A 24,374-nucleotide genomic window follows, 5' to 3' on the forward strand; every position below is an offset into this window, starting at 1 on the left:
TTGGACCGCTTGAAGGCATAACATGCAGCCCGCAGCCCCGCGTCACGTGTATCTGAACCTCGACGCCATCCGCGGCGTGGCGGCGATCAGCGTCATGCTCTATCACTTCTCGCCGTTCCTGGCCGACGGCAAGGTGCTGCCGTCGAGCTATCTCGCGGTCGATCTTTTCTTCCTGCTGAGCGGCTTCGTCATAGCGCATGCCTATGACCGCAAGATCGAGAACGGCATGGGCTTCGGCTCGTTCGTGGCCATCCGCCTGATCCGGCTTTATCCGCTTTATCTCGCCGGCACGCTGCTCGGCTTCTTCTATCTGCTGGTCAAGAACAGGCTGATGCCGGCCGAATACATGCCGCTGTCCGAGATCGGCCTGCAGCTGACGACAGGCATGCTCTTCATCCCGCTGGTCAGCGATGCCTACCACACGATCTTCCCGCTCAACCCCGCTTCGTGGTCGCTGTTCTTCGAGCTCGTCGTCAACATCGCCTATGTCGCGCTGTTCGTCCTTTTGTCGCGGCGCGTGCTGAGGGGAATCGTCGTCGTCAGCCTCGTCCTGCTGGTTGTCGCCTCGGTTTTCGCCGGCACGCTGGATTTCGGCATGACCGGCAAGACCATCGTCAGCGGGCTGCCGCGCGTCACCTTCTCGTTCTTCCTCGGAGTGCTGCTTTGCCGCTCCATGGCGCGCTGGCAAGGCAGTCTCGGCTTCCTGCGGCGCGGCTTGTGGGTCGAAGGCGCGATCCTGCTCACCCTTGCCGTCTTCGCCGTCGCACCGGCCGGCGGCGCGCGCGTCGTCTACGATCTTGCCGCAATCGCCATCGTCTTTCCGATCATGGTGGCGACCGGCGCGGTGGCGCCGACCGCGCCGCTTCTGTCCGGCTTCTATGGCTGGCTCGGGCGGATATCCTACCCGATCTACATCATTCACACGCCGATGCTGATGATCATCGCCGGAGCCGGCAAGGCTCTCTCGATCGATCCGTTCGCGCACCATCCCTGGTTCGGTATCGTCATGGCAGCCTCGGTCGTCGTCATCGCGGACATCGCCACGCGCGTCTTTGACGAGCCGGTGCGGCGCTTCCTGCTGCGGCAGATGCAGCGCGCGCGAGCCGTGGCTTAGCGCGACTCACTCAAGAAGGACTCAACGGACAAAATCCGGTATGAAGATTCCGAAATCCATTCTGATCGATCCCGATCGCAACGAGACCTACGGCGCCTTCGCGGTCGTGGTTTCCGTGATCGCCTTCGCCTATTCGCCCAATTTCGGCCAGATCCTGATCCTCGCCTATTATGCCGTCTGGCTGCCGCTGCTGTTCGTCGACTACCGGCGCTTCACCTGGAGGCTTTCCACCGCCTGGCTGCCCATCACACTTGCGGTCTATGTCTGCCTCTCGGTGTTCTGGTCCCAGGCGGCGGGCACCAGCGCGCGCGCGGCGGTGCAATATTCCTCGCATATCGTCTGCGCCTATGTCGCGGCGCGCACCATCAGCGTGCGCACGCTGGTAGTAGGCTCCCTGATCGGTATCTTCCTCGTTCTGCTCTATTCAATGAAAGTCGGCGGTTATGCGCTCGACATCATGGACGGCACAGTCAATTTCGTCGGCGCCTTTGGTTCCAAGAACCAGGTCGGCTTCTTCGCCTCGCTGGGCATCTTCCTTTGCCTTGCCTTCCTGGTCTTCTATCGGCGCAACTGGCTTGGCTTCGCCTGGACCGCGCCGATCATGCTTTTGTCGGTCTACATGCTGGCAATCGCCCATTCGGCCACTTCCGTGGCTTCGCTGCCTGCCGTGATCGGCGTCGTGTCGCTGCTCACCATGAGCAAGGTGCTGGCGCTGCGGTATCGCCGCGTGCTGTTCGTTATCGGCGCCGGCGCGCTGGTGATGTCCGTCGTGGCAGCGCTCAACCTGGGCCTGCTGGATGTCGTGCTCGGCATCTTCGGCAAGGATTCGACGCTCACCGGCCGCACCTATCTGTGGGAGCAGGGCTGGGAGGCGGCGCAGCAGCATCCGCTGCTCGGCTATGGCTACGCCGCCTACTGGGTGCAGGGTTTTGCCGATCCGGAGCGGCTGTGGGCGGAATTCTATATCTCGACCCGCTCAGGCTTCCACTTCCACAACACCTATATCGAGACGCTGGTGGAAATCGGCTTCATCGGCGTCACCCTGCTGGCGCTTGTCATCCTGCGCGCTTTCTACGGCCATGTGTCGAAGGTGGTGTTCGGCGACTGGAGCGCCGATTCGGTGGTGCTTGCCGGCGCGATCGGACTGATGCTGATCCGCTCCTTCTTCGAGGTCGAGATGCTCGGCCCCTACTTCATGGCGTCCTTCATCGTTTATTACGGCCTGTTCAGGCTGACCCCGCTGCCGGCTTTCCGGCGCCGCAGGGTAGCCGTTCCGGCCGAGGACGAGAGGCCTGCCCATGGCCGCGTGCCGGCGCCGGTCTGATCAGCGGGAGGCAGCCGCGGAGCGCGCGACGGCTGCCTGGATCAACCGGTCGGCCAGGATCGCCAGGAAGGCGATCGACAGACCGGCGATCAGGCCCATGCCGGCATCGGCCTTGCCGAGCGCGACATAGACCGCCTGGCCAAGATCGCGCGTGCCGACAAGGGCGGCGATGGCCAGCATCGACAGCGCCGCCATGATGGTCTGGTTGAGGCCGAGCATGACGACCGGCAAAGCGAGCGGCAGCTTGGCCTGCAGCAGCGTCTGCAGCGGCGTCGCGCCCATCTGCTCGACCGCCTCGACGACGTCGGCGCGCACATGCCTCAAGCCATGCTCGACATAACGGATCGGCGGCACGATGGCGTAGAGCGTGATGGCGATCAGCGCCGTGAACTCGCCGACCTTGAAGAACATCAGCGCCGGGATGAGGAAGACGAATTGCGGCATGGTCTGCAGCGCGTCGCAGATCGGCTTCAGTGCGCGGGAGACCCGCTCACTATGCGCGGCCCACACACCTAGCGCGCCGCCGACCAGAAGGCAAAGCAGAACCGCCAGCGTGCAGAGATAGAGCGACTGCACCAGCTGCGGCCAAAGGCCGTTGACCAGGATCAGCCCGAAGCCCGCAACCGCGAAGAGGCCGAGCCGCGACCCGCCCACCTGGCCGGCAAGCAGGGCGACGGCAAGGATGAAGACGGGCCAGGGCAGGTCGAGAAAGCCGGTGTAGAGAACGAGGCCGGCGGCCAGGATGGCGACCGCCGCGCGCCAGCCAAGTCGGCGCGCAGCCAGAACGGCCAAGGCCAGCACCAGGACGACATAGACGGCCAGCGCCGATGGCGGCAGCGAGAAACCCCACATTGCCGGTGTCGCCGAGCCGGAAATGCCGACGCGCATCGGCAGAAGCAGGCAGTAGAGCACCGCGTTGCGCACGCCGTTGAAGAACCAGGCATAGTCACGCACCAGACCAAGAAGCCATTGGTTTACGGCGCCCATCTGCTCGCGAAGCCCGGTTTCCGGCAGAAGCGTTGCGTCGGGCGCGGCCAGCCGGATGACGACGGCGAGAGCCAGCGCGATCGCCAGCGACAGCGCCAGCCGGCGGGGCGTCATCCAGCGCATGGCGCGCGTCGGTCCGGTGTCCGGCGCCTTGGCGAAGCCGATGGTGAGGCGGTCGATGAGGATGGCGAGCAGTGCGATCACCAGGCCGGACAGGATGCTCTGGCCGAACTCGGCCTTACGCATCGAGGACAGCACTTCCCAGCCGATATCCTCGAAGCCGCCGATGATGGCGGCGACAATCACCATCGACAGCGCCGCCATCGTCGTCTGGTTGAACCCGACGAGAAGCTGCGGCAGCGCCGTCGGCACCTCTACCTGCCAGAATTGCTGGCGGCGCGTGCACCCGCTCATCAAGCCGGCCTCACTGATCGCCGCCGGCACACGCTCCAAGCCGAGCATGGTGTTGCGGACCATCGGCGGCGTCGCATAGATCGCCGAGGCAATCAGCCCGACCACAGGACCGAAGCCGAACAGCAAGAGCAGCGGGATGAGATAGGCGAAGGCCGGCACCGTCTGCATCAGGTCGAGCGCGCCGTTGAGCACCGGACGCCAGCGCGGGCGAGCGTAACCCAGAACGCCAAGCAGGAAGCCGAGCACGGTCGAGATCGGCACCGCCAGGAGCACCAGCGCAAGCGTGTTCATGCTCTGCGGCCAGTAGCCGGCGAGCAGGATATAGGCGAGCGTGGCGAGCGCGAAGATCGCCAGCCGCTCGCCGCTCGACTTCAACGCAAGGGCGGCGACCGCCAGCATCACGGCCGGCCAGGGCAGCCAGGCGAGCGCCAGCCGCGCGCCGCGCATCGGCGCATCGAGCAAGGCGGAGAGCGCCCGGAACCCCGGCTGGATGACGGCGACGACCACGTCGGCTACGGCGTTGATGTAGGAAGCCAGCGGCAGCGTCCATTCCTTGGGGAAATTGACCAACCAGGGAAGCTCGGTTTTCAGAAGCAGGCAAAGCGCCGTCAGCACGCCCAGACCACACCAGGGAACAAGGGCCGGCGCGATGGCGAACCTTTGCGCGGATGGTGCGATCGCGGCCGGCGCCGTCATGAGCTTTTTCGCCTCGCCTGTTCGCGCTCCAGCACCGCAAGCACCGCGCCGGCGTTGAGCACCGCCGGCGGGTTGTCGCCGTCGCCGGTAACGGCGAACCCGCCGACACCGGAGGCGAGCTGGGGGATCAACGCTTCGAGGCTGGTGTCGGCGGCGACGCTGCGCTCCGGCAGCGCCGCGCCATTGGCCGGCGTGGCGATGTCGCCGGCGGTGATCACGCGCAGCAGAGGCATGTCCTCGGTGAACTGCGCGACATAGTCGTCGGCCGGGTTGAGCACGATGTCGGCGGGGCGGCCGATCTGCACGATCTTGCCCGCCCGCATGATCGCCAGCCGGTCGGCCAGGCGGAAGGCCTCGGCGATATCGTGCGTGATGAAGATGATAGTCTTCTTCAGCATGCGCTGCAGCCGCAGGAACTCGTCCTGCATCTGCTTGCGGATCAGCGGATCGAGCGCCGAGAACGGCTCGTCGAGGAACCAGAGCTCCGGGCCCACCGCGAGCGACCGGGCGATGCCGACGCGCTGCTGCTGGCCGCCGGAGAGCTGGTGCGGGAAGGACGCCTCGCGGCCTTCGAGCCCGACCAGCGCGATCATCTCGCGGGCGCGGGCCTCACGCTCCTTCGCCGGCTTGCCCTGGATCTTCAGCGGGAAGGCGACATTGTCGAGGACGGTGAGATGCGGCAGCAGGCCGAAATTCTGGAACACCATGCCCATGGCGTGACGGCGCAGCTCGATGAGTTCCTTACCGCTGGCGGCGAGCAGGTTCCTGCCGTCGAGCAGTATCTCGCCGGCGCTCGGCTCGACCAGACGCGACAGGCAGCGGACCAAGGTGGACTTGCCGGAGCCGGAAAGGCCCATGATGACGAAAATCTCGCCGGTTGCCACCTCGAAGCTGGCATCGACCACGGCCGGCAGATGCGCTTCGGCACGCAGACGCTCGGCCAGCGCATCGGGGTCGATGACATAGCCGCGCGAGTCGAAATAATAGTCCGGACGCCGGCCGTAGACCTTCCAGACATTGCGGCACGCAAGCTTTATCGGGCGTGAGGCGGCGGTCATCGGAGCCATCCATGCGACTTGCTTGCCCGGCTCCGCGCTCCGCGGAAGCCGGGCATCGATTGCCTTTCAGCCTTTTCGAGGCATCGGGTCGATCAGCCCTTGGCGCCGTCGACCCAGGGCTTCCAAACCGCCTCGTTCTTGTCGATCCAAGCCTTGACCACGGCGTCGAGGTCCTCGCCCTTCTTGTCGACGGCAAGCATCATCTTCTCCTGCTCGCCGGCGTCCATCTTGAAGGCCTTGAGGAAGGCGTAGGCCGCCGGCCATTTGGCGCCGAAGCCCGACCAGACGATCTTGTCGACATCGGGCGGGGTGATGCAGTGCTCGTTGGTCTGCTCCTTGCAGGGCGGCATCGTCACCCAACCTACATCATTCTCGGCCAGCGCGTAATGCGGCCCCCAGAACATCATCACCAGCGGCGTCTTGGCGGCCTCTGCCGCCTCGAGTTCGGCCACCAGCGCGCCCTCGGAGCCGGACGGCACGGCCGTGTAGGGCATATTGTTATCGGCGATGATCGTTGCTGCGCGCGAACCCCAGTCGGCGGGGTAGTCAAGGAAGCGCGCATTGGGCGCGGTTTCCGGCGTCGACAGCGCCTTGACGCAGTCCGGCTTGTTGAGCGCCGTCCAGTCGGGCAGGCCGGGGCAGACCGTCTCCATGAATTTCGGGTAGATCCAGCCTTCGCGCGTCTTCAGATCGAGCTTGCCAATGTCTTCGATCTGCTTGGCGGCCAGGGTCTTCGGATAGATGTCGCCGACATTGTTCATCCACACTTCCACCGAGGCGCTGAGCGAGCCGTCGGCGAGACCGGAGAACTGCGGGAAGTTGCCGGCGGTGACGTATTCGACCTTGTAACCGAGCTTCTCGAGAAGCTGTCCGGCGATGTGGGTGGAGACATGCGCACCGGTCCATTCCAGCATCGCAAGTTTGATCGGCTCGTCCTTGGCGCCGAGATCGGCGGCGGCGACCGGCGCGCTGGCGGCAAGCATCAGCGCCAGGCCAATTCCTGCACATCTCACTCTGTTGATCGTATTCGGCATGATGTTTCCCCTTGTCTGGTTGTTATGGTTCGAGATGAATTTCCATCCTCAATGGCGAGGCTGCCGCTAGCCTCTTTCCGCGCCACTCCCTGGCCGCCGGAAAATTCCGTTACCGCGCAAAGCTGATGACGTACCTCCCTTTCGACTGGGCTCGTTCGAGAGCGACAAGTGCTGCCGACACGTCTTCCAGCCCGATGACTTCGACCGTCGTCTCAAGCGGCTTATCCGCGTGCATGGCGACCAGCTCGCGCATCTCCTGCCTTGTGCCGACGCTGGTGCCGGTGATGAGGACGCCGGTGGCCGTCAGCCATTCCTGGACGAGCGGCACCGGCTGGAAGACCATGGCCGCGGCGATGATCCTGCCGCGCGGCCGGATGCCCGCGACCATCGCGTCCCAGGTGGCGGTGGTCGGCGCGAAATTGATGCAGGCGTGATATTTTTCGCCCTTCGCCGCCAGCCGCGAGGGCAAGCCCGAGTCGGCGATTTCGGCTGCCGCCGCACCGTAGCGGCGGGCGATCTCCAGCTTCGCCGGGTCGCGGTCGACGGCGAGCACGCTGACGCCGAGCCGGCTGGCGATCTGCACGGCATAGAGGCCGAGGCCGCCGCAGCCGAAGACGATGCATTTTTCGCCGGCTTTCAGCGCCGCCCGTTTCACAGCGCCGTAAGCGGTGATGCCGGCGCACATCACCGGCGCGGTGGTCACCGGATCGATGGTTTCGGGAAGCGCCACCGCGAAGCTCGCGTCGCAGACGACATACTCGGCAAAGGCGCCGGGCACGTTCAGACCATGCGCGCGATGGTGCTGGCAAAAGGACTCGTGGCCATCCAGGCATTCGTCGCAACGGCGGCAGGTGTCGTGGATCCAGGGCACGCCGGCACGATCGCCGAGCGACCAGCCGCCGACGCCCTCGCCGATCGCCTCGACGCGACCGATGCCCTCATGACCCATGACAAAGGGGGAAGGCGCGTGCGGCGGAACGCTCTCACCGCGCCAGATATGCACGTCGGTGTGGCAGACGCCGCAAGCCTGCAGCCGCACCAATATCTGACCGGGGCCGGCGACGGGACGCGGCACACTGGTGATCTCGAGCGGCTCGCCGTAGCTTCCTAGGACCGCGGCCCGCATCGTTTTTGTGTGCGACGTCATCGATCGTCCGTCAGGCATCTGCTTGCTTTCGCAGCGTAGGCCTGCCAAAATCATATGACAATACAAAAATTTGTTAGAGCGTACAAAATTTTCGTCGGGTATACGAAAGCCATGGCGACCAGGACGAAGAAACAACGCACCCGCATCGAGGACATCAGGCGGGTCGAGCTGATCGAGGCGGCGCACCGCATCTTCCTGCGCGACGGGCTGAAGGGCCTGACGACGACCCGCATCTGCCACGAGGCCGGCATGTCGCAGGGTATCCTGACCTATTATTTCAAGGACAAGGACCAGGTGCTGTTCGAGATGGTGCGCTACGCCAACCGCGTCCTGATGGACGCGGTGGTGATCAATCTGCGCCAGGCCGAAACACGATGGGAGCGCCTGACGGCGATCGTCGACGGCAATTTTCCGGAAGAAAAGTTCGAGCGCAGCATGGCCAATGCCTGGGTGTCGTTCTATGCGGAAGCCGCGCACAATCCGCGTTACGCTCGGCTGCAGGAGCTGTTCTACAAACGCTTGCGGTCGAATATCGGCTCGGCGCTTTCGCCGCTGTGGTCGAGAGAGGAGATCGACCATTTCGTGCGCGGCTTCGCGGCGATGCTCGACGGCTTCTGGCTGCGGCGCGGCCATTCCGACGAGGCCATTTCGCATCTGGAGGCGCGGGCGCTGCTCGTCGAGTATTCGGAAAAGATGCTCGGCGCGGCCATGGTGTCGAAGCTGAAAAGGCTTCAGCTGCAGGCGGCGTGACGTTTTGGAAGGCATCGCCGGCAGCGAGCGGTTGCAGGCTCTCCTTGCCGGCGCGGGTTTCACCATAAAGCTCCGCCGGTGATCTGGATATTTTCCATGGTGATCCCCTTGGCGAGGTCCGAGCAGAGGAAGACGGCGAGCGCCGCGATCTCTTCCGGCTGCATCATCCGCCCCTGGGGGTTGCCCTTCCTGAACTCGTCCATCAGCTCCTCGGCGCTGCGGCCCTTGCCCTCGCGCTCGACCACTTGCGCGACGTTGCGGCGCATCAGCTCGGTCTCGACCCAGGTCGGGCTGATCATGACGCAGGTGACGCCGTGCGCTGCGCCTTCGAGCGCCACGCAGCGCGTCAGGCCGAGCAGGCCGGCCTTGGAGGCGCAGTAAGCTGGATTGTCCTTCCAGCCGACGGAAGCCGCCGTCGAGCCGATATTGACGATGCGGCCCCAGCCGCGTTCGATCATGCCGGGCAGGACCGCACGGGTCGTACGGAACGCCCCGGTGAGGTTGGTGTCGACGATCTTGTCCCAGAGCTCGTCGGAATGGCCGCAGACCGGCTGTTCGGCGGTGGTGCCGGCGGCGTTGACCAGGATGTCGGCGGGACCAACGGCCGCCTGGGCTTCGGCGAAGAAGAGGTTGGTGAGGTCACTGTCACGTACGTCGAGATGCGCGGCATGGACCTTGGTGCCATGCGCGGCAAGCGACGACTTCACGCGTTCGATCTCGTCGGCGCCGGGATAATAAGCGGCGTCCACCCTGCCCGCCTGCGGCGGCGCGACATAGGATCCGACGGCGACATTGGCGCCGGCCTTGGCGAGCGCCGTTGCTATCGCAAAGCCCATGCCGGAAAAGCCGCCGGTGACGATGGCGCTGCGGCCGGTGAGATTGGTCATTGCTGACGTGCTCCGTCTTCACACTGCAAGATAGCCTCCATCGACGACCATTTCGGAGCCGGTGACGAATTTCGATTCGTCCGAAGCGAGGTAAAGGACCATCCAGGCGATGTCGTTCGGCTCGCCGAGGAAACCGATCGGATGACGCGACAGCGCCTTCGCCTTCTCCTGATCGAGCGTGCCGAGATCGCGCAGATAGTTCTCGGTCTGCGGCGTCCAGATGTAGCCGGGATGGATGGAATTGCAGCGGATGCCGTAGCGCTGCTCGGCACAATGCACGGCGACCGCCTTGGTCAAGGTGCGCACGCCGCCCTTGGAGGCGCAGTAGGCGGCTAGGTCCGCCTCGCCGATGATGCCGTCTATTGAGGAGAGATTGATGATCGATCCGCCGCCGGATTTCTTCATCAGCTTGACTCCCTCCTGGCAGCCGAGGAACACGCCGTCGAGATTGACCGCCATGGTGCGCCGCCACTCTTCAAGCGACGTGTCCTCGATGTTCTTGGCGATGGCAATGCCGGCATTGTTGACCAGCACGTCGAGCCGTCCGAACCTTTGCTCGACCCCCGCCATGACGGCGGACCAATCGTCCGACTTCGAGACGTCATGGCGTAGCGCCAATGCCTCGCCGCCCGCCTTGACGATCTCCGCCGCCGTATTGCCGGCGAGGCTCTCGTCGATGTCGCTGACGACCAGCCTGGCGCCTTCCGATGCCAGCAAGAGCGACGACGCCCGTCCGAGGCCGAGCCCGGCCCCGGTGACGAGCGCCACCTTGCCTGCGACGCGGCCCATTGCGGATCAGCCTCCCTTGTTCAAGGGCTCCAGCGGCTTGCCCAGCCAATCGCGGTAGAAACCTTCCAGATCGGGCTCGAAATCATGCACGATCGGATAGCCGGGCGCCGCCGCCTCGACCTCATGCAGCGTACCGCATTCCGGGCAGATGAATTCGCGGATCTCCATCCAGTCCGGGTCCGGCAGGTCGCTGTTGGGGTAGATCTCGCGCAGCGTCTCCTCGCTGTCGCGCACGATGATCGCGGCCTTCAGTTTCCAGTTCTTTCGGTAGTCGCCGAAGGAGTGGCCGCATTCGCATTTCGTCACCCGCTCATCGCCGCTCTGGCAGATGAAGAGGTGGTCGCCGACGGGCAGCAGGATCGGATCCTTCCAACCGACGCGCTCCTGCAGCACCGCGACATATTTGAAGAAACGATCGTCGTCCTTGTAGGCGCTCATGATGCGGCGCGTCTGCGGCCAGGGCAGCGTGCCGGCAACCAGATCGGCGATGACTTCCTTGCTGTATGAGGTCATGGTTCCTTACTCCGCGCCGAAGGTCGATTTTGCGTCGACATCCCAGAAGGCCGAAAAGTCCCTGGTGAAGCGCGGCGACAGCTTGATCGCGCTGGCATACATCTTCTTCACCTCGGGCGCGAAATCGGCCGCCTTCACCCGTTCGCGCTCCTTGGCCATCCACTCCGAAACCGGCTTCGCGCGCGCCAGGCGCTCTGCTCGCATCTCGGCGCGATGGCGTTTGGTGGCGTCCAGATTGGCGACCGGGAACCCCTCCTCGTCCTCATCGAGCACGATGCCGAAGATGCCTTCGGCAGCCTCCTTGGTAAGGAAACCGTTCTCGACATCCCAGGCGGTCTTCACCGGGTCGCGCTCCAGCACGTCGCCGTAGCCGCCGCCGCCATTGTAGGAGTGGGCGAAGACGTCGCCGGTCTTGTGCGGCGCGGTGATGTAAGGCCCTTCCAGCGTCACATGCTCGCCTTCCAGCCGCACTTCCAGCTCAGAGCGATATGGATTGGTGCCGGTGTGGTGCGCCAGCGGCGCGCCATTCTCAGCCAGCTCGAAGATGTTCGAATCGCGAACCGCGCGGTGCTTCTGGCAGGTCGGCGCCGGATAGCCGCCGCAGAGACCGCCATTGTCGAACACCCGCGAGGAATGTTCAGACGTCACCAGCCGCAGATGATCGGTCTTCGAGACCAGCCAGGTCGACAGGAACGAGCAGCCGCCGCGATATTTGCCGGCTCCGCCGGAATTGGGAACGATCGACCTGCCGATATAGAGCATCGGCATGTTCTGCTCCCATATCTCGATGTTGCCCATGTCGGATTCCGGGTTCCAGCCGACATAGGCGGTGTCGAGCCCGTCCTTGATGGCCAACGCGCCGGAGCCGGCGGCGGCGCATTCGAAATGCGCCATGCCGAAGGGCGTGCCGTACTGGCTGGTGCCCCCCATCTCGATCATCGGGCTGTTGACCTGGCCGACAAAGGCCTCCTCGACAAAGCCACGCGCGATGAAGGAGCGTGACAGGAGCCGCTGGAACACACCGTAGGCCGGCAGAAGCAGCGCCCAGGAGGTGGCCGTCGCCACCATCTCGTTGTCCGGGTTGGTCCAGGTGCCGTGCGGCAACTTCAGCTCGGTGGCCATCCAGGCGCCGTCATTGACCAGGCCCTCGAAATTCATGTGCTGGGTCAGCGTCACGAACATGCCGCCATCCATGCCGGCCGGCGTGCAGTTCATCGAATGGTAGCCCCAGGGCTGCGTGCCCTCGAAGTCCATGATGATCTTGCCATCCGAGGTGATCTCCATCTCGATCGGGATGTTGTAGAGCCAGTCGGGATCGCCGAGCGGCTGATAGCCCGGCTTGCCGGCGGTGACATGGCCGTAGAAGGTGTGGCCGCGATAGATGCCGGGCACGGTGAGCTGGCGGGTCCGCGCAAGCTGGGCGCGGCGGCCCTCCTCGATGAATTCCTTCGATACCTGCATCCAGTAATCGAGGCCTATCTCGTCGATGAGCGCCTTGACGCTCTCGCGCATGTCGATGCACGACGCCACCTTGGCCTTCTCGTCCAGCACCCAGTAGATCGGCATGCGTAGATTGCGTTCGCAGCGGATGACGTAGTCGCGCCTGAGCTGGTCATTCTCGCCGACCTTCTCAGCGCAGACGAACAGGCCCTCGGTGAAGCGCTCCTGCGCCAGCGCCACGTCCCCGCCGGGCGTGATGCCGCCGGCTTCGAGCTCGTGGCAGACGGCGCCGGCCCAGCCGACCAGCTTGCCGGAGTGGAAGATCGGCACCACGTCCATCACGTCCGGCACCTGCACGGTGCCGATGAAGGCATCGTTGTTGGCGAAGATGTCGCCGTCGCGGATCTGCGGGTTCTCCTCGTAGCCGTTGCGGACCATCCATTTGATGAAGCGGCTCATCGTGTGCACATGCACCATGATGCCGTTGGAGAGCGCGATGGCGTCGCCTTCCGGCGTGTAGATGGCGACGACCATCTCGCCGACCTCGCGCACGCCGGGCGAGGCGGAGATGCGACGGGCCATCTCGCGGGCCGACACGCAATAGGCGCGCAATTTGGTGTGCAGCGTCTCGAACTTCAGCGGGTCCTGGTTGCGCAGATGGAGCTCGGTGATGCCATCGTAGCAGCCGGTCTCGTCCATCAGCCGTTCGGATTCGAGCAGCCTTTCGCGGATGCGCAGGGCCGAGGCGGGTTTGTCCAGCATGGCGTTCGCCCTTCTCAAGCGTGGGTGTAGTGAAGCAACGTCCATTCATCGAGGTGGACGCGATCCTGCGGATGGACGACGAGCGTCGTCGCCGGGTGTTCGATGATGGCCGGGCCGATCACTTCGTGGCCGGGCTGCAACAGGTCCATCTCGTAGAGATTGGCCTTGTGCCAGCGGCCGCCGATATAGGCCTCGCGCACGCCCTTGTGGGCGGAAGCGGGGTCGGATTTGACGAGCGGGCGCTTGACCAGCATCGGCTTCACCTTATCGGCGGTGGCGATCAGCCCGAGCTCGGTGATCGAGAAGCCTGCCTCGCCGTAGCGCGAGACGCGGTGGTTGACCTTGGCGTAGACCGCCTCGAACTCGGCGATAACCTTGCGCATGTCGTCGGCCGAACGAAGCGCCGACAGCGGCGCCATCACCTCGACGTCCTCGAGCTGGCCCGTGTAGCGCATCATCAGGAACGGCACAGTCTTGATCTTGGAGAGCGCGTGGCCGTCGGCGACCATTTCGTCGACCGCGGCCTTGGTCAGGTCATCCCAGACGCCCGTGACCTTCGCGCCGAAAGCCTGCAGCTCGTCGTCGCTGGCGCGCGCGCCGATGTCGATCTGCGTCGACACCGAATGACGGCGCATGAAATCGGCGGTGGTGCAGCCAAAGGCCGAGAAGGCTGCGGCGAACTGGAAGGTGATGATGTCCTTGAAGCCGATACCCCTGGAGCAGCCGGCCAGATGCAGCGGTCCCGAGCCGCCATAAGATAGAAGCGTGAATTCCGACGGGTGGATTCCCTGGCCGGAGATGACGCGGCGCAGCGCGTTGTTGGCGTCGGCCTCGAGCATGTCGATCATGCCTTCGGCGGCTTCCTCGACGCCGACGCCGAGCACGCGGGCGCATTTCTCCTCGAAGGCTTTGCGCGCTTTCTCGACCTGCAGCACGACCTTGCCGCCGAGGAAGTAATGTGGGTTCAGGCGGCCGAGGATGGCGTCGCAATCGGCGATGGTCGGCTCGGTGCCGCCCTTGGCGAAGCAGATCGGGCCGGGGTCGGATCCAGCGCTTTCCGGCCCGAGCGAAACCTTCCTGGTCAGCGGGTCGACCTTCAGGATCATGCCGGCGCCGGCGCCGATCGTGTCGAGATGCAGCGTCGGCACGTTGAGCTTGAAACGGTCCATCAGCGGTTCGTTCTCGATCCGCGTCTGGCCACGGGTGATGACACCCATGTCGAAGGACGTGCCGCCCATGTCCGAGCAGATCAGCGAGTCGTTGCCGATCAGCCTGCCGACATAGGCCGCGCCCAGGATGCCGCCGATCGGCCCGGAGATCATCGTCTCGTGCAGGCGCGGATGGTCGATCGAGGTCAGGCCGCCGAAGGAGAGCAGCGTCTGCACGCCATATTTGAACCCGTATTTCTTCGAGACGTCCTCGATGCCCTTGAGCTGCTTGCGGCCGCGCGAGGTGGCGTAGGCTTCGATCAGCACCGAGTTCAGCCGCGACTGCTCGCGGATGACCGGACGCACCTCGTGGCTGGTGTAGACGAGGATGTCCGCGCCGGCGGCGGCGATCTCCTCGCGGCAGATCTCGGCGATGCGTTTCTCATGCACCGGATTGACATGCGAGAAGATGGTCATGATGCAGATCGCCTCGACCTTGTCAGCGATCAGCTTCCTGGCCGCCGCGTGCACTTCGTGCTCGTAGAGCGGCAGGATGACGTCGCCGAACTGGTCGATGCGCTCGGTGACGCCATGGGTGCGGCGGCGCGGCACCAGCGGATCGGGATGGTGATGAGTCACCGCATGCAGGCGGTCGGCATAGGAATAATCCGCCCAGGCCTGCAGGCCGCGACCCATCAGGATCATGTCCTCAAGGCCCTTGGTGGTGATCAGCCCAAGCTTGCGGCCGGTGCGCGACAGCAACGTGTTGAGCATGCCGGTGCCGGAATAGAGCACGACATTGACGCCCGAGAACAGGTCCTGCAGCGAGATGCCCCAGGCGTCCGCCGCGTCCTCCGCCGAGGCGAGGAAGCCCTCGGCCTCGTTCTTCGGCGTCGTCGCCGACTTGCCGATCTTGAAGTGACCGTCCTGATCGACAAGGATCGTATCGGTCATGGTGCCGCCGGCGTCGATGCCGATGACGATTGGATTGGTGGTGATCTGGTCCACGGTCGCTTTCCCTTGCCGAGAATGACCACAGACTAGATTCGACCAGCCAGATCGCGCCATATGCCTAAAGACACAATGACCGGGCGGCGCGGTTCGCCGAGAAAAGGGCATGCGCATGGGCACTATCTGGGCGCCGCTGGCCAGGGCGATCGCCGCCACCGGCACCGACCGGCATGTCGACTGCCTGATCGACCTGATCGGCGCCGACATCGCGCATGACCTGGTGACGGTGACGCGCTATTCGGCTACCAGGACACCGGAATTCGTCAAGCACCGGCGCTTCTCCGACGAGATGGTGCGGCGCTATCTCGACAATTACTACGTCTTCGACCCCTTCTACGCCTCGTGGCGCAGCCAGCGTCGGCTCGGCATCATGCCGCTCAAGGGCCTTGCCGACGAGGAGGCCAAGCGCGGCCAGTACATAGCCGGCTTCCTCGCGCAGTCGGAGATCTGCGACGAGGTCGGCATCATGCTGGCCGACGGCGGCGACTGGTGCCTCGGCATTTTCCTCGACCGTTCGATGGTGTCGTTCAAGGACAGCGAGATCGCGCTGCTCACCGAGCGGCTGCCGGTGTTCGAGGCGCTGCATGCGCTGGACATCAAGGCGCGCGGCTCAGACTTCTCCCGCACCTCGGCGCCGAGCGGCCCCGGCGCCTCGCCGCAGCAGAAGCCGAGCATACCGGACAGCCTGTGGCCCGAGCTGTCGCTGCGCGAGCGCGAGCTGGTGCAGTTGATCCTGGCCGGCCATCCGACCGCCAACATCGCCGAGCGGCTCGGGATCACCGTCGGCACGGTGAAGAACCATCGCCGCCGCATCTACGAAAAGCTCGACATCACGACCGAGCGGGAATTGTTCCTGCAGTTCTTCCAGCACCGGGTGGAGGTGTAGCCAGCAATGTTTCGATGATGTAATCGGGGCGCAGTTTCTGCGTACATGAATCGCAGCAACGTGATGAAGAACCGGCATGGCTCCTGATCCGATGCTTGACCGGGATGCCGCAGGCTAAAAAAGATCGAGCGGAAAATTCCATGGGAGATACTGGTGAATGCTGCCCGGGGAGTTGAGCGAATACGCCGCGAGGCTGCTCGAGCGCGGCTATATATGCCTGCCGCTGCGTGCCGGCGGCAAGCATCTCGACCTCGCGGCCATGGAGTATGATCCGCTGCATCTGCGGACGTTGCGCAAGGATTTGAAGGAACTGGCCTTCACCTCCACTACCTTCCAACTGGCGCAGAGGCCGCCAGGCAGCGGCGACATCGCGCGCTGGTTTCGCGGCTTTGCCGGCAATGTCGGCATCCTGGGAGGGTTTTCCGACCTGATGATCCTCGATTTCGACGACGAGGCCGGCTACCGGGCCTGGCTCGCCGACCACAAAGCAATCGTGAACGCTACGCCGATGGCAAGATCGCCGAGCGGGTTTCATGTCTATCTGAGGACGCGCGAACCGACGGTTTCCTCCAGCCTGCATTTCGGCTTGCGCCGGGTCGGCCACGTCAAGGCGCTCGGCGGCTATGTGGTCGGGCCCCCTTCGGTGCTCAGGGACGGTTCCTGCTACAGCTGGGTCAAAGGCCAGTCGCCATTCGATGTCGACCCGCAGGTCGTCGATGGTCTTGGCAGTCTTTCGCTGCGCCCGGTGTCGATGCTCAAGCACCATTATGACCGCCTGCTCAAGCGCGGCTTCTTCGAACGCCAATGAACGGCCCAGCGCATGACGGCTGACATAACCGTCGTCATCCCGGCAAGAAATGCAGCCGCAACGATCGAGGCGGCGCTGAGCAGCCTTCTGTCCGACAAGCCGGTGATCCGCCAGATCCTGGCGATAGACGACGGCTCGGATGACCGCACGGCCGAGGTGGCGAGTGAGAGCGCGCGCCGCCTTGGCTTGCCACTGGATGTGGTGAGCATTCGCCTGGGCAGCGCGGGCGCCGCGCGCAATCTGGGGATCGAGCGGGCAAGCGGCACTTCCATCTTCTTTCTCGACGCCGATGACGAGGTGATGCCCGGCAGCCTGTCGCTGCTGGGTTCGGCGCTCGCAGGCCAGCCTCGCGCCGGCCTGGCCGTCGGGGCCAGTATACGGCGCACGAAAGGCCGCCCGGACAAGCTCAAGACGCCGTATGGTTATGGTCCCGACAGAGGGCAGAACACGCGCCGATACCTGCGCAACGAGCTGTGGCCGATCGCGATGGGAAGCGCGCTGGTGGCCAACCGGGCGACAGCCGGCATTCGCTTTCCGGAAACGATCGGCCTCGACGAGGACACCTGCTACTGGGCAGCGCTGCTGGCGCGCGCCGAAGTCGTCGCGATCGAGGCGCCGGTGCTCCTCTATCACCACAATGAGGAGCGGATGGCGCGTCGCTTCATCACGGCGCCGCGCAAGACGTTCCTCGCCATAGCGCGCGAGCTCGACAGCCTCGAAGCCGCCGGCGTCGAGCGAGACGCGTTGCAATGGCGAAAGGCCTGGATAGCGCAACGCATTGCCCGCCAGCTCATCAAGCACCGGATGTTCGCTGACGCCGCCGGCATGATGCGCGCGGTCATGGCGCACAAGGAGCTCGGCCGAAGCTGGAAGGCGGCCCAATACCTGGCCAGGATCCGGTTCGGGCGGCTGGCCGGCTTCGGACCGGCCGCCGGCTCGGCGGCGCCCCGGCGCACGCTGATCGTCAGCTTCGACCCGGCCTACCCGCCCGCCTCGGGAGCCGATCTCAGGACCTTCGGCAATGCCGTCGCCGCCGCCGCAATCGGACCCGTGCGCCTTGCCTCGGTGCGGCCTGCCGGCTCGCTGCAGCCATCCGGCCTCGACATCCGCGTGGTCTCATTGACCACGGAAGCCGACAAGCGATCGCATTCGCTCGGCTTGCGACGGATCAAGGGCGAGAACCGGATTCCGCGTCCGGCGCTCGTCCGGCTCAAAGCCCTGGCGCGCGAGTTCCGTCCGGACACTATCGTCGTCGAAAGCATACCGCTGTTCAAGCTGCTGCAGCCTCTGCGGCCGCTGACCAGGCGGCTCATTCTTGATATGCACAATGTCGAGTCCGATCTCGCCGCCCAGACGCCCGGCAATGCCCCGCCGGCCGTGTCGCCCGAGATAAGGCAGTTGGAGCGGAGGGCGGCGGCGATCGTCGACCGCATCTGGGTCTGTTCGAAGCTGGACCGCGAGCGGCTCAAGGCGATAACCGCGCATGAAACGCCGGTCGATATCGTGCCGAACGGGGTTCCGCGCGCCAAAAGGACGTCCGAGCCGCTGCCGCCATCGCCCGGTACGTCCGATGGATTTCCGGTGATCCTCTTTGCAGGCCACCTCGGCTACCACCCAAACATCGATGCCGCGGAGCGCCTGGCCGGTATCATCCTGCCGCTGATCCGACAGGCCTTGCCGGCCGCGCGGCTCATCCTAGCCGGTCGTTCGCCCGATCCGGCCGTTCGTATCCTGGCCAAACTCGATGGCGTCGTCCTGATCGAAAACCCCGACGATATGGGTCCCCTGCTGTCGGCAGCGCATCTCTGCATCGTCCCGCTCAGGATCGGCGGCGGCACGCGCATCAAGATCCTGGAGGCGATGGCCTCGGGCGTGCCGGTGATCGCGACGCCGCTGGCGGCGGAGGGGCTCGACCTCGCCGGCGGTGAAGACCTGCTCTTGTCCGACGCCGACGAAGGACTGGCCGACCTGGCGGTCGCACTCTGTTCCGACCCGGCCCGCATGGCGAGATTGCGTGCCCGCGCCCATGATACCGCATGGTCCCGCTTCGGACCTCAGGCCATCCGCGATGCCGTTCGCCACGGCCTGGGACTGGACGAACCCAGCCGATGAACCGCCGCACAACGAGCCTTTGATGATCCCCAAGATCCTGCACCAGACCTGGAAGACCGACCAGATTCCGATCCGGTTCCAGACTTATATCGAGAGCTGGAAGCGGCACCATCCGGACTGGACGATGATGTTCTGGAACGATCGTCAGCTGCTCGAGTTCGTCGCGCGGCACTATCCCGACTTCCTGCCGACCTTTTGCAGTTACGAGAGCGGCGTGCTGAGGGCCGATGCCGGACGGTACCTGCTTCTGCATCACTTCGGCGGGGTCTACGCCGATATCGACTGCGAATGCGTGGCGCCGTTCGATCCGCTAGCCAACGAGGACCGGATCGTTTTCTGCAAGGAACCGGACACGCATGCTCGGGTGCAGGCCGATTTCCGCCGGCTGCCCTATCTGCTGTTCAACGGCACGATCGCCAGCCCGGCCGGCCATCCCTTCTGGCTTCACCTCCTGTCCTTCCTGCCGGGGCTCGCCCACGCCAAGGAAGCCATCGACGCCACCGGCCCCTGCGTGATGACTTCGGCCCAGCTCAGCTACGGCGACCAATCCGCCTTCGCCATCCACCCTTCGGCGCTGTTCGCCCCGGTCGATTCGGCCGGGCGCAGGGGCGACGATGGGACACCGACCCTTTCCATCCACCATTGGGCCGGCACGTGGTGGACACGCACTCCGGCGCCGGGCTGGCGAGACAAGATCCGCACGCATGCCTACCGGTCCTGGCACCATCTGACACGCGGCGCCCATCTAAGCGAAGCAGCCGCCAGGCAGGGCGTGAGCCAGGCGGCCCTCGCGGCGCCGATCCCGTCGGGTGGCACCGTCGCCATCCTGGTGCCGCTGCGCGACGCGGCCGATCATATCCTACCCTTCCTCGATGCCGTCGGCGCGCTCGACTTCCCGAAGGACAGGATCAAGCTGGTCTTTTGCGAGGGCGACAGCGTGGACGGAAGCTGGGAGCGGTTGCAGCAAGCCGTCGCGCCGCTGACCCAAATTTATCGGGACGTGGTTCTTCTACGGAAGCAGACAGGCGTCCGGCTCGATCGGATGAAGCGCGCCAAGCGAAGCCTGCAGCGCATGAGGCGCGGCGCCATCGCCAAGGTGCGAAACCACCTGATCGACCAGGGCCTCGCCGCGAGCGACGATTGGGCGTTGTGGGTCGATATCGACGTGTGGCGATTTCCCCGCGATATCCTGAGCCGGCTTATCGAAAGCGGGAATCGCATCGTGGTCCCAAACTGCGTCAAGATCGCCGGCGGCGACAGTTTCGACCTCAACAGCTTCGTCAGCGTGCGCAAACAGAAGGATTATCGCTACTATCGCCAGATACGCGGCGGCATCTATCAACCTCCGGCCTATTCCTATGCCCGTCTCCATCTCAGTGACGTCAGGCATCTCGACAGCATCGGCCTCGACGGGGTCGGCGGCACCATGCTTCTCGTCGACGCGGCCTTGCATCGCGGCGGACTTCGCTTTCCAGAGATCCCCTATCGCGACCTGATCGAGACGGAAGCCTTCGGCATGCTGGCCAACGACCTTGGTATCCGGCCTGTGGGCTTGCCCAAGCTCGAAATCCTGCACGTGCCGTGGTAGACGTCCACCTTACATCGGCCTGCCCCGGCGGGCAGCCAGCCAACGGCGCCACCTGGTGCGCAGAAACGCCTTGCCACCAAACGGCAGCGAGGGTTTGCCAGGCGGCTGGCTGGCGCCGTGCTGCGTCAGGCGCTGAGTGACGAGCCGAGCGAGCCGGCAGCGCGGAGGCGTGTCAAGGCTGGCAATCTGGGCTGCCAGTTTCTCGGGCAGCGGGTTCGATCGCCAGGCAAGATAGGCTGCATAGGCCTGGGGTGTCTCGATGAGATGGCGAAGATAGGCCGCGAGTTCCGCCGGAGTGCCGAAGGACGCGGCGTCGATAAAGGAATTGTCGGGAACGAACGCGGCGGCATTGGGCGCGCCGAGATAGACCGGCACCGTGCCGGCGGCGAGCGGATCGAACATCTTCTCGGTGACGTAGTCGGGCGCGATCGAATTCTCCAGCGCCAGGCAGAAATGATAGCGGCCAATGGTATCGAGCTTGGTCTGCCGGCCGAGATCAGGGCCTATGATCTCGCGGTTGGGCCGGTAGCGGCCGTAGCAATCGACCGCGATGTGCCGGGACAGTTCGGCGATGAATGTATCACGCCCGCTCTTGTTGAAGCTCGATGACTGGAAATGCACCGCCGGGGCGCGCTCGGGCTTAGGCGGTATGGGCACGTGGCGGGCGGCTTCCCACCAGCCGGCATCCGGAAGATACGGCGTCCAGACGTCCGATCCGGTTTCGTAGGTCATGACGACATCGAAGTGCCGCATGAAGGCGGCGTCCGCCATGATTGGATAGTTGACGACACTCTCCATCGACCAGGCAACCCAAATCTGGCCGGGATATTTGCGGGCGTCGCCGATCCCGGGATGGTTCGGCAAATGGAAGACCACGGCGTCGGCCTCCGAGAGCCGTCGCCGGTCATTGGTCCACACGACCGGAACGGTACAAGCCGGCGCAGCCGCAATATCGACCGGCCTGCCGAAGACGCGGGTATAAAAAAGGATCAGCGGAACTTTCGACGTCATCGGCCCCCTGCGGCTCGGTCGATCCATTGTTCTTATGCTTCGATGGGCCATCGCGAAAGGGCAGGCGGCTGGTCCACAACCGCCCCGGATGTCAGTCGTGCAAATCCCGTGAAATCGCCGGCCCGACGGTGAAGCCGGAAAATGTCACCTCAAAACCCTCGCGCTGGGGCGAGCAGCACATCATGCCGACATCGACCGACTTCGAGATCGGGAAATAGGCCAGCCGCACCGGCTTCCAGTGGCCGTCCGAGACGTCCAGATACTGGATGCGGATCGCCTCGGCGTGACGCGTCAGGCGGATTCTGACGCCGTCCTTGCCGGCGGCGATGGCGACCAGCGACCAGTCGGAAGTGTCGTTGGTGACGACGACCGAGAAATAGGCCAGGCCGTCGGTGTATTCGATGCCGGCCTTGATCCAGTGCATTTCGCTCAAGCGCAGCATCAGCCCCGCCTGATCATAAAGCACCTTGTAGTCGCCCTTGACGGTGACCTCGGCGCTGAAGTCACCTTCGACGGACCGGTAGAGGAAATGGCCGTTGTCGCGCCAGAAGCCGTAAAAAGTCTCGCGCCAGAAATCCGTATCCTTGCCGGTGCGGACGGTGAGCGTGCCGTCGCCGAACACGTGGTGCGGCGGCGGGTTGAGCCATGTCATGTCGGCCACGCTCATCGATCTCCTCCCGAACTGGACTGGCGCGTTTCACCGTTTCACGGAAACGGCGAACCGCCCTATCCCCTTGTTTTTACGCAATTCCGAACGGAAGGCTACGGCAAAGTCGCCGAGCCTAACCGCTCACACTTTTCCTGGAAATTGCTTTAGCCGGCGAATGTATAGGCGGTCTTCACCGTGGTGTAGAACTCCATGGCGTAGCGGCCCTGCTCGCGCGGACCGTAGCTCGAGCCCTTGCGGCCGCCGAACGGCACGTGGAAGTCGACGCCCGCCGTCGGCAGGTTGACCATCACCATGCCGGCTTCGGAATTGCGCTTGAAATGCGTCGCGTGCTTCAGGCTGGTCGTGCAGATGCCGGAGGTGAGGCCGAATGGCGTGTCATTGGCGACAGCCAGCGCCTCGTCATAGTCCTTGACACGGATGACATTGGCGACCGGGCCGAAGATCTCCTCACGCGAGATGCGCATGGCATTGGTGGAACCGACGAACAGCGCCGGCTTCAGATAGAAGCCGGGCGTGCCGCGCTCCAGCCGCTCGCCGCCGAAGGCGAGCGTTGCGCCTTCCCTGACACCGATGGCGATGTAGTCCTCATCCTGCTTCAGCTGGGTCTGGTCGACGACCGGACCGATCTGGGTCTTGGCGTCCAGCGCATCGCCGATGACGAGCTTGTCCAGCCGCTCCTTCACGGCGTCGACGAAACGGTCGTGAATGCCGTCGGTGACGATCAGGCGCGAGGACGCGGTGCAGCGCTGTCCAGTCGAGAAATAGGCGCCGTTGACGGCGCAGTCGACGGCCACCGCGAGGTCGGCATCGTCGAGCACGACGAGCGGGTTCTTGCCGCCCATCTCGAGCTGGAACTTGCGCATATGCTCGACGCTTGCCGCGGCGACGCGCTTGCCCGTGCCGACCGAGCCGGTGAAGGAGATGGCGTTGACGTCGGGGCTGTCGAGCATCGCCTGGCCGACCACCGAGCCCTTGCCCATGACGAGGTTGAGCACGCCCTTGGGCAGGCCGGCGCGATGCAGGATGTCGACGATGGTCCAGGCGCTTTCAGGCACCAGCTCGGCTGGCTTGAAGACGATCGTGTTGCCGTAGGCCAACGCGGGCGCGATCTTCCAGGCGGGAATGGCGATGGGGAAATTCCATGGCGTGATGATGCCGACGACACCGACGCCCTCGCGGGTCATCTCGACGCCGACGCCCGGCCGCACGCTCGGCACCATCTCGCCCGACAGGCGCAGCGTCTCGCCGGCGAAGAAGTCGAAGATCTGCGCGGCGCGGATCGTCTCGCCGACGCCCTCGGCCAGCGTCTTGCCTTCCTCGCGCGCCAGCGACCGGCCGATCTCGTCCTTGCGCGCCATGATCTCGTCGGAAGTCTTCTTCAGCACGGCGTGGCGGGCCAGCGGGCCGGAGCGTGACCATGCCGGAAAGGCGGCCTTGGCGGCGGCGATGGCCTGTTTTGCCTCCTCGGGCCCGGCCGAAGCGTATTCGCCGACGACGTCGTTGGTGTTCGAAGGGTTGATGTTGCGCGAGCCGGCCTCGCCAAGCCACTCGCCGTCGATCAGGTTCTTGCGGAGCAGGGTCATCTTGTTTTTCCTTGGGTTTGGTCGCGGCAGCCTTCGGCCGGTCAATTGTCGGACAAATGATATAGTCATTGCCCGAGAGGAGGTCCACCCGCGATCTTAAACCTAGAGCCGGTTCGCGTCAGGTCGAGAACGACCAGAACAGGCAGGCGAGCGTGACCGCGCCAAAGATGACGAAGAACAGGCTTCTGAGCAGGATGTTGCGGCGAAGCTCGTTCATGGTGAGATGCGCCGCCACGATCACTGCCACGAACAGGAAGCGCCAGTTGAAGAGCGCCCAAAGCACCTCATGCTGGCCGAAGGCCCATCTGGCGATCAGCGAGCCGACGATGGTCGCGAACAGCATGATCGTCGCCCAAAAGATCGCGTCGGCGGCATGGGTCAGCACGATGCCGGCGGCGCGGATCGGCAGGATCATCATCAGCATGGCGCCGAAGAAATAGACGGCGGCAATCGCCAGGAAGGAGCCGGCGTCGGCAATGCCGTCGAGACGCTTCACGCCGAACGCGCCATAGGGATAACCGTGCCTCGCCACGGCCAATGACAGCGCCATCAGCAAGGCGCTCAAAACCGTGACCAGTGCGAATGTGCCGAGGGCCTTGCTCATGCCGTTCCCTGTTGAGACGAATCAACGGGAGTCTAGCA

Annotated in this window: 20 protein-coding genes; 7 read left to right on the forward strand and 13 right to left on the reverse strand. The window is 64.7% G+C overall.

Annotated elements, in window-relative coordinates; all coding sequences use genetic code 11:
* Positions 1-22 precede the first annotated feature (22 nt).
* Both DPM35_RS16020 and DPM35_RS16025 read left to right on the forward strand, forming a co-directional pair.
* Positions 23-1,114: an acyltransferase family protein gene (locus tag DPM35_RS16020; RefSeq protein ID WP_112128226.1), complete on the forward strand. Its 1,092-nt coding sequence runs from the start codon at positions 23-25 to the stop codon at positions 1,112-1,114.
* Between the two features lie 40 nt (positions 1,115-1,154).
* On the forward strand, positions 1,155-2,438 hold the full coding sequence (locus tag DPM35_RS16025; protein ID WP_112128227.1) for an O-antigen ligase family protein: 1,284 nt from the start codon (positions 1,155-1,157) through the stop codon (positions 2,436-2,438).
* On the opposite strand, the gene DPM35_RS16030 is transcribed toward DPM35_RS16025, so the two are convergent.
* The 4 genes from DPM35_RS16030 to DPM35_RS16045 form a co-directional block, all read right to left on the reverse strand.
* A complete protein-coding gene (locus DPM35_RS16030) occupies positions 2,439-4,535 on the reverse strand; it encodes an ABC transporter permease (protein WP_112128228.1) in 2,097 nt (698 codons plus the stop codon).
* Complete coding sequence (locus DPM35_RS16035; protein ID WP_112128506.1) at positions 4,532-5,593, reverse strand: quaternary amine ABC transporter ATP-binding protein; 1,062 nt, start codon at positions 5,591-5,593, stop codon at positions 4,532-4,534. Before DPM35_RS16035 ends, DPM35_RS16030 begins: the two co-directional genes overlap by 4 nt.
* 92 nt (positions 5,594-5,685) lie before the next feature.
* Entirely contained in the window at positions 5,686-6,627 is a 942-nt protein-coding gene (locus tag DPM35_RS16040; protein ID WP_112128229.1) for an ABC transporter substrate-binding protein, read from the reverse strand.
* 109 nt (positions 6,628-6,736) lie between these two features.
* The gene (locus DPM35_RS16045; RefSeq protein WP_181592040.1) at positions 6,737-7,774 is read right to left on the reverse strand and encodes an alcohol dehydrogenase catalytic domain-containing protein; all 1,038 of its coding nucleotides are present in this window, start codon (positions 7,772-7,774) and stop codon (positions 6,737-6,739) included.
* Between the two features lie 111 nt (positions 7,775-7,885).
* Here DPM35_RS16045 and betI point away from each other — a divergent pair, with 111 nt between their 5' ends.
* Complete coding sequence (betI, locus tag DPM35_RS16050) at positions 7,886-8,524, forward strand: transcriptional regulator BetI (RefSeq protein ID WP_181592041.1); 639 nt, start codon at positions 7,886-7,888, stop codon at positions 8,522-8,524.
* 59 nt (positions 8,525-8,583) lie between these two features.
* On the opposite strand, the gene DPM35_RS16055 is transcribed toward betI, so the two are convergent.
* Genes DPM35_RS16055 through DPM35_RS16075 form a run of 5 tightly spaced genes read right to left on the reverse strand, consistent with a single transcriptional unit; the run spans position 8,584 to position 15,071 of the window.
* Positions 8,584-9,411, reverse strand: coding sequence for an SDR family NAD(P)-dependent oxidoreductase (locus DPM35_RS16055; protein ID WP_112128232.1), 828 nt, complete (start codon positions 9,409-9,411; stop codon positions 8,584-8,586).
* An 18-nt stretch (positions 9,412-9,429) separates the two neighbouring features.
* Complete coding sequence (locus DPM35_RS16060; RefSeq protein WP_112128233.1) at positions 9,430-10,200, reverse strand: glucose 1-dehydrogenase; 771 nt, start codon at positions 10,198-10,200, stop codon at positions 9,430-9,432.
* Positions 10,201-10,206: 6 nt separating this feature from the next.
* Positions 10,207-10,713: an acetone carboxylase subunit gamma gene (locus DPM35_RS16065; protein ID WP_112128234.1), complete on the reverse strand. Its 507-nt coding sequence runs from the start codon at positions 10,711-10,713 to the stop codon at positions 10,207-10,209.
* Positions 10,714-10,719: 6 nt separating this feature from the next.
* The gene (locus tag DPM35_RS16070; RefSeq protein WP_112128235.1) at positions 10,720-12,915 is read right to left on the reverse strand and encodes a hydantoinase B/oxoprolinase family protein; all 2,196 of its coding nucleotides are present in this window, start codon (positions 12,913-12,915) and stop codon (positions 10,720-10,722) included.
* Between the two features lie 14 nt (positions 12,916-12,929).
* Positions 12,930-15,071 carry a hydantoinase/oxoprolinase family protein gene (locus tag DPM35_RS16075; protein WP_112128236.1) on the reverse strand — a complete coding sequence of 714 codons (2,142 nt, stop codon included), beginning with the start codon at positions 15,069-15,071 and terminating at the stop codon, positions 12,930-12,932.
* 109 nt (positions 15,072-15,180) lie between these two features.
* Here DPM35_RS16075 and DPM35_RS16080 point away from each other — a divergent pair, with 109 nt between their 5' ends.
* The 4 genes from DPM35_RS16080 (at position 15,181) to DPM35_RS16095 (ending at position 20,468) form a co-directional block, all read left to right on the forward strand.
* The gene (locus DPM35_RS16080) at positions 15,181-15,960 is read left to right on the forward strand and encodes a helix-turn-helix domain-containing protein (protein WP_112128237.1); all 780 of its coding nucleotides are present in this window, start codon (positions 15,181-15,183) and stop codon (positions 15,958-15,960) included.
* A gap of 157 nt (positions 15,961-16,117) precedes the next feature.
* Positions 16,118-16,768, forward strand: a complete 651-nt coding sequence (locus DPM35_RS16085) for a bifunctional DNA primase/polymerase (protein ID WP_112128238.1) — start codon at positions 16,118-16,120, stop codon at positions 16,766-16,768.
* Between the two features lie 12 nt (positions 16,769-16,780).
* On the forward strand, positions 16,781-18,880 hold the full coding sequence (locus tag DPM35_RS16090; RefSeq protein ID WP_112128239.1) for a glycosyltransferase: 2,100 nt from the start codon (positions 16,781-16,783) through the stop codon (positions 18,878-18,880).
* Between the two features lie 22 nt (positions 18,881-18,902).
* Positions 18,903-20,468: a glycosyltransferase gene (locus tag DPM35_RS16095; protein ID WP_112128507.1), complete on the forward strand. Its 1,566-nt coding sequence runs from the start codon at positions 18,903-18,905 to the stop codon at positions 20,466-20,468.
* 9 nt (positions 20,469-20,477) lie between these two features.
* Here DPM35_RS16095 and DPM35_RS16100 read toward each other — a convergent pair whose 3' ends face one another.
* The 4 genes from DPM35_RS16100 to DPM35_RS16115 form a co-directional block, all read right to left on the reverse strand.
* On the reverse strand, positions 20,478-21,479 hold the full coding sequence (locus tag DPM35_RS16100) for a glycosyltransferase family 10 fucosyltransferase (protein ID WP_112128240.1): 1,002 nt from the start codon (positions 21,477-21,479) through the stop codon (positions 20,478-20,480).
* A gap of 91 nt (positions 21,480-21,570) precedes the next feature.
* Positions 21,571-22,146 carry a DUF1349 domain-containing protein gene (locus DPM35_RS16105; protein WP_112128241.1) on the reverse strand — a complete coding sequence of 192 codons (576 nt, stop codon included), beginning with the start codon at positions 22,144-22,146 and terminating at the stop codon, positions 21,571-21,573.
* Between the two features lie 146 nt (positions 22,147-22,292).
* Positions 22,293-23,732: an aldehyde dehydrogenase family protein gene (locus DPM35_RS16110; RefSeq protein ID WP_112128242.1), complete on the reverse strand. Its 1,440-nt coding sequence runs from the start codon at positions 23,730-23,732 to the stop codon at positions 22,293-22,295.
* A gap of 118 nt (positions 23,733-23,850) precedes the next feature.
* Complete coding sequence (locus tag DPM35_RS16115; protein ID WP_112128243.1) at positions 23,851-24,336, reverse strand: hypothetical protein; 486 nt, start codon at positions 24,334-24,336, stop codon at positions 23,851-23,853.
* Positions 24,337-24,374 lie beyond the last annotated feature (38 nt).

The organism is Mesorhizobium atlanticum (assembly GCF_003289965.1).
In the GTDB taxonomy this organism is placed as follows: domain Bacteria; phylum Pseudomonadota; class Alphaproteobacteria; order Rhizobiales; family Rhizobiaceae; genus Mesorhizobium; species Mesorhizobium atlanticum.

Coding starts and splice junctions, on each gene's coding strand:
- DPM35_RS16020 (WP_112128226.1), top strand. CDS start 23: ATGCAGCCCGCAGCCCCGCGTCACGTGTATCTGAACCTCGACGCCATC.
- DPM35_RS16025 (WP_112128227.1), top strand. CDS start 1,155: ATGAAGATTCCGAAATCCATTCTGATCGATCCCGATCGCAACGAGACC.
- DPM35_RS16030 (WP_112128228.1), bottom strand. CDS start 4,535: ATGACGGCGCCGGCCGCGATCGCACCATCCGCGCAAAGGTTCGCCATC.
- DPM35_RS16035 (WP_112128506.1), bottom strand. CDS start 5,593: ATGACCGCCGCCTCACGCCCGATAAAGCTTGCGTGCCGCAATGTCTGG.
- DPM35_RS16040 (WP_112128229.1), bottom strand. CDS start 6,627: ATGCCGAATACGATCAACAGAGTGAGATGTGCAGGAATTGGCCTGGCG.
- DPM35_RS16045 (WP_181592040.1), bottom strand. CDS start 7,774: ATGACGTCGCACACAAAAACGATGCGGGCCGCGGTCCTAGGAAGCTAC.
- betI (WP_181592041.1), top strand. CDS start 7,886: ATGGCGACCAGGACGAAGAAACAACGCACCCGCATCGAGGACATCAGG.
- DPM35_RS16055 (WP_112128232.1), bottom strand. CDS start 9,411: ATGACCAATCTCACCGGCCGCAGCGCCATCGTCACCGGCGGCTTTTCC.
- DPM35_RS16060 (WP_112128233.1), bottom strand. CDS start 10,200: ATGGGCCGCGTCGCAGGCAAGGTGGCGCTCGTCACCGGGGCCGGGCTC.
- DPM35_RS16065 (WP_112128234.1), bottom strand. CDS start 10,713: ATGACCTCATACAGCAAGGAAGTCATCGCCGATCTGGTTGCCGGCACG.
- DPM35_RS16070 (WP_112128235.1), bottom strand. CDS start 12,915: ATGCTGGACAAACCCGCCTCGGCCCTGCGCATCCGCGAAAGGCTGCTC.
- DPM35_RS16080 (WP_112128237.1), top strand. CDS start 15,181: ATGCGCATGGGCACTATCTGGGCGCCGCTGGCCAGGGCGATCGCCGCC.
- DPM35_RS16085 (WP_112128238.1), top strand. CDS start 16,118: ATGCTGCCCGGGGAGTTGAGCGAATACGCCGCGAGGCTGCTCGAGCGC.
- DPM35_RS16090 (WP_112128239.1), top strand. CDS start 16,781: ATGACGGCTGACATAACCGTCGTCATCCCGGCAAGAAATGCAGCCGCA.
- DPM35_RS16095 (WP_112128507.1), top strand. CDS start 18,903: ATGATCCCCAAGATCCTGCACCAGACCTGGAAGACCGACCAGATTCCG.
- DPM35_RS16100 (WP_112128240.1), bottom strand. CDS start 21,479: ATGACGTCGAAAGTTCCGCTGATCCTTTTTTATACCCGCGTCTTCGGC.
- DPM35_RS16105 (WP_112128241.1), bottom strand. CDS start 22,146: ATGAGCGTGGCCGACATGACATGGCTCAACCCGCCGCCGCACCACGTG.
- DPM35_RS16110 (WP_112128242.1), bottom strand. CDS start 23,732: ATGACCCTGCTCCGCAAGAACCTGATCGACGGCGAGTGGCTTGGCGAG.
- DPM35_RS16115 (WP_112128243.1), bottom strand. CDS start 24,336: ATGAGCAAGGCCCTCGGCACATTCGCACTGGTCACGGTTTTGAGCGCC.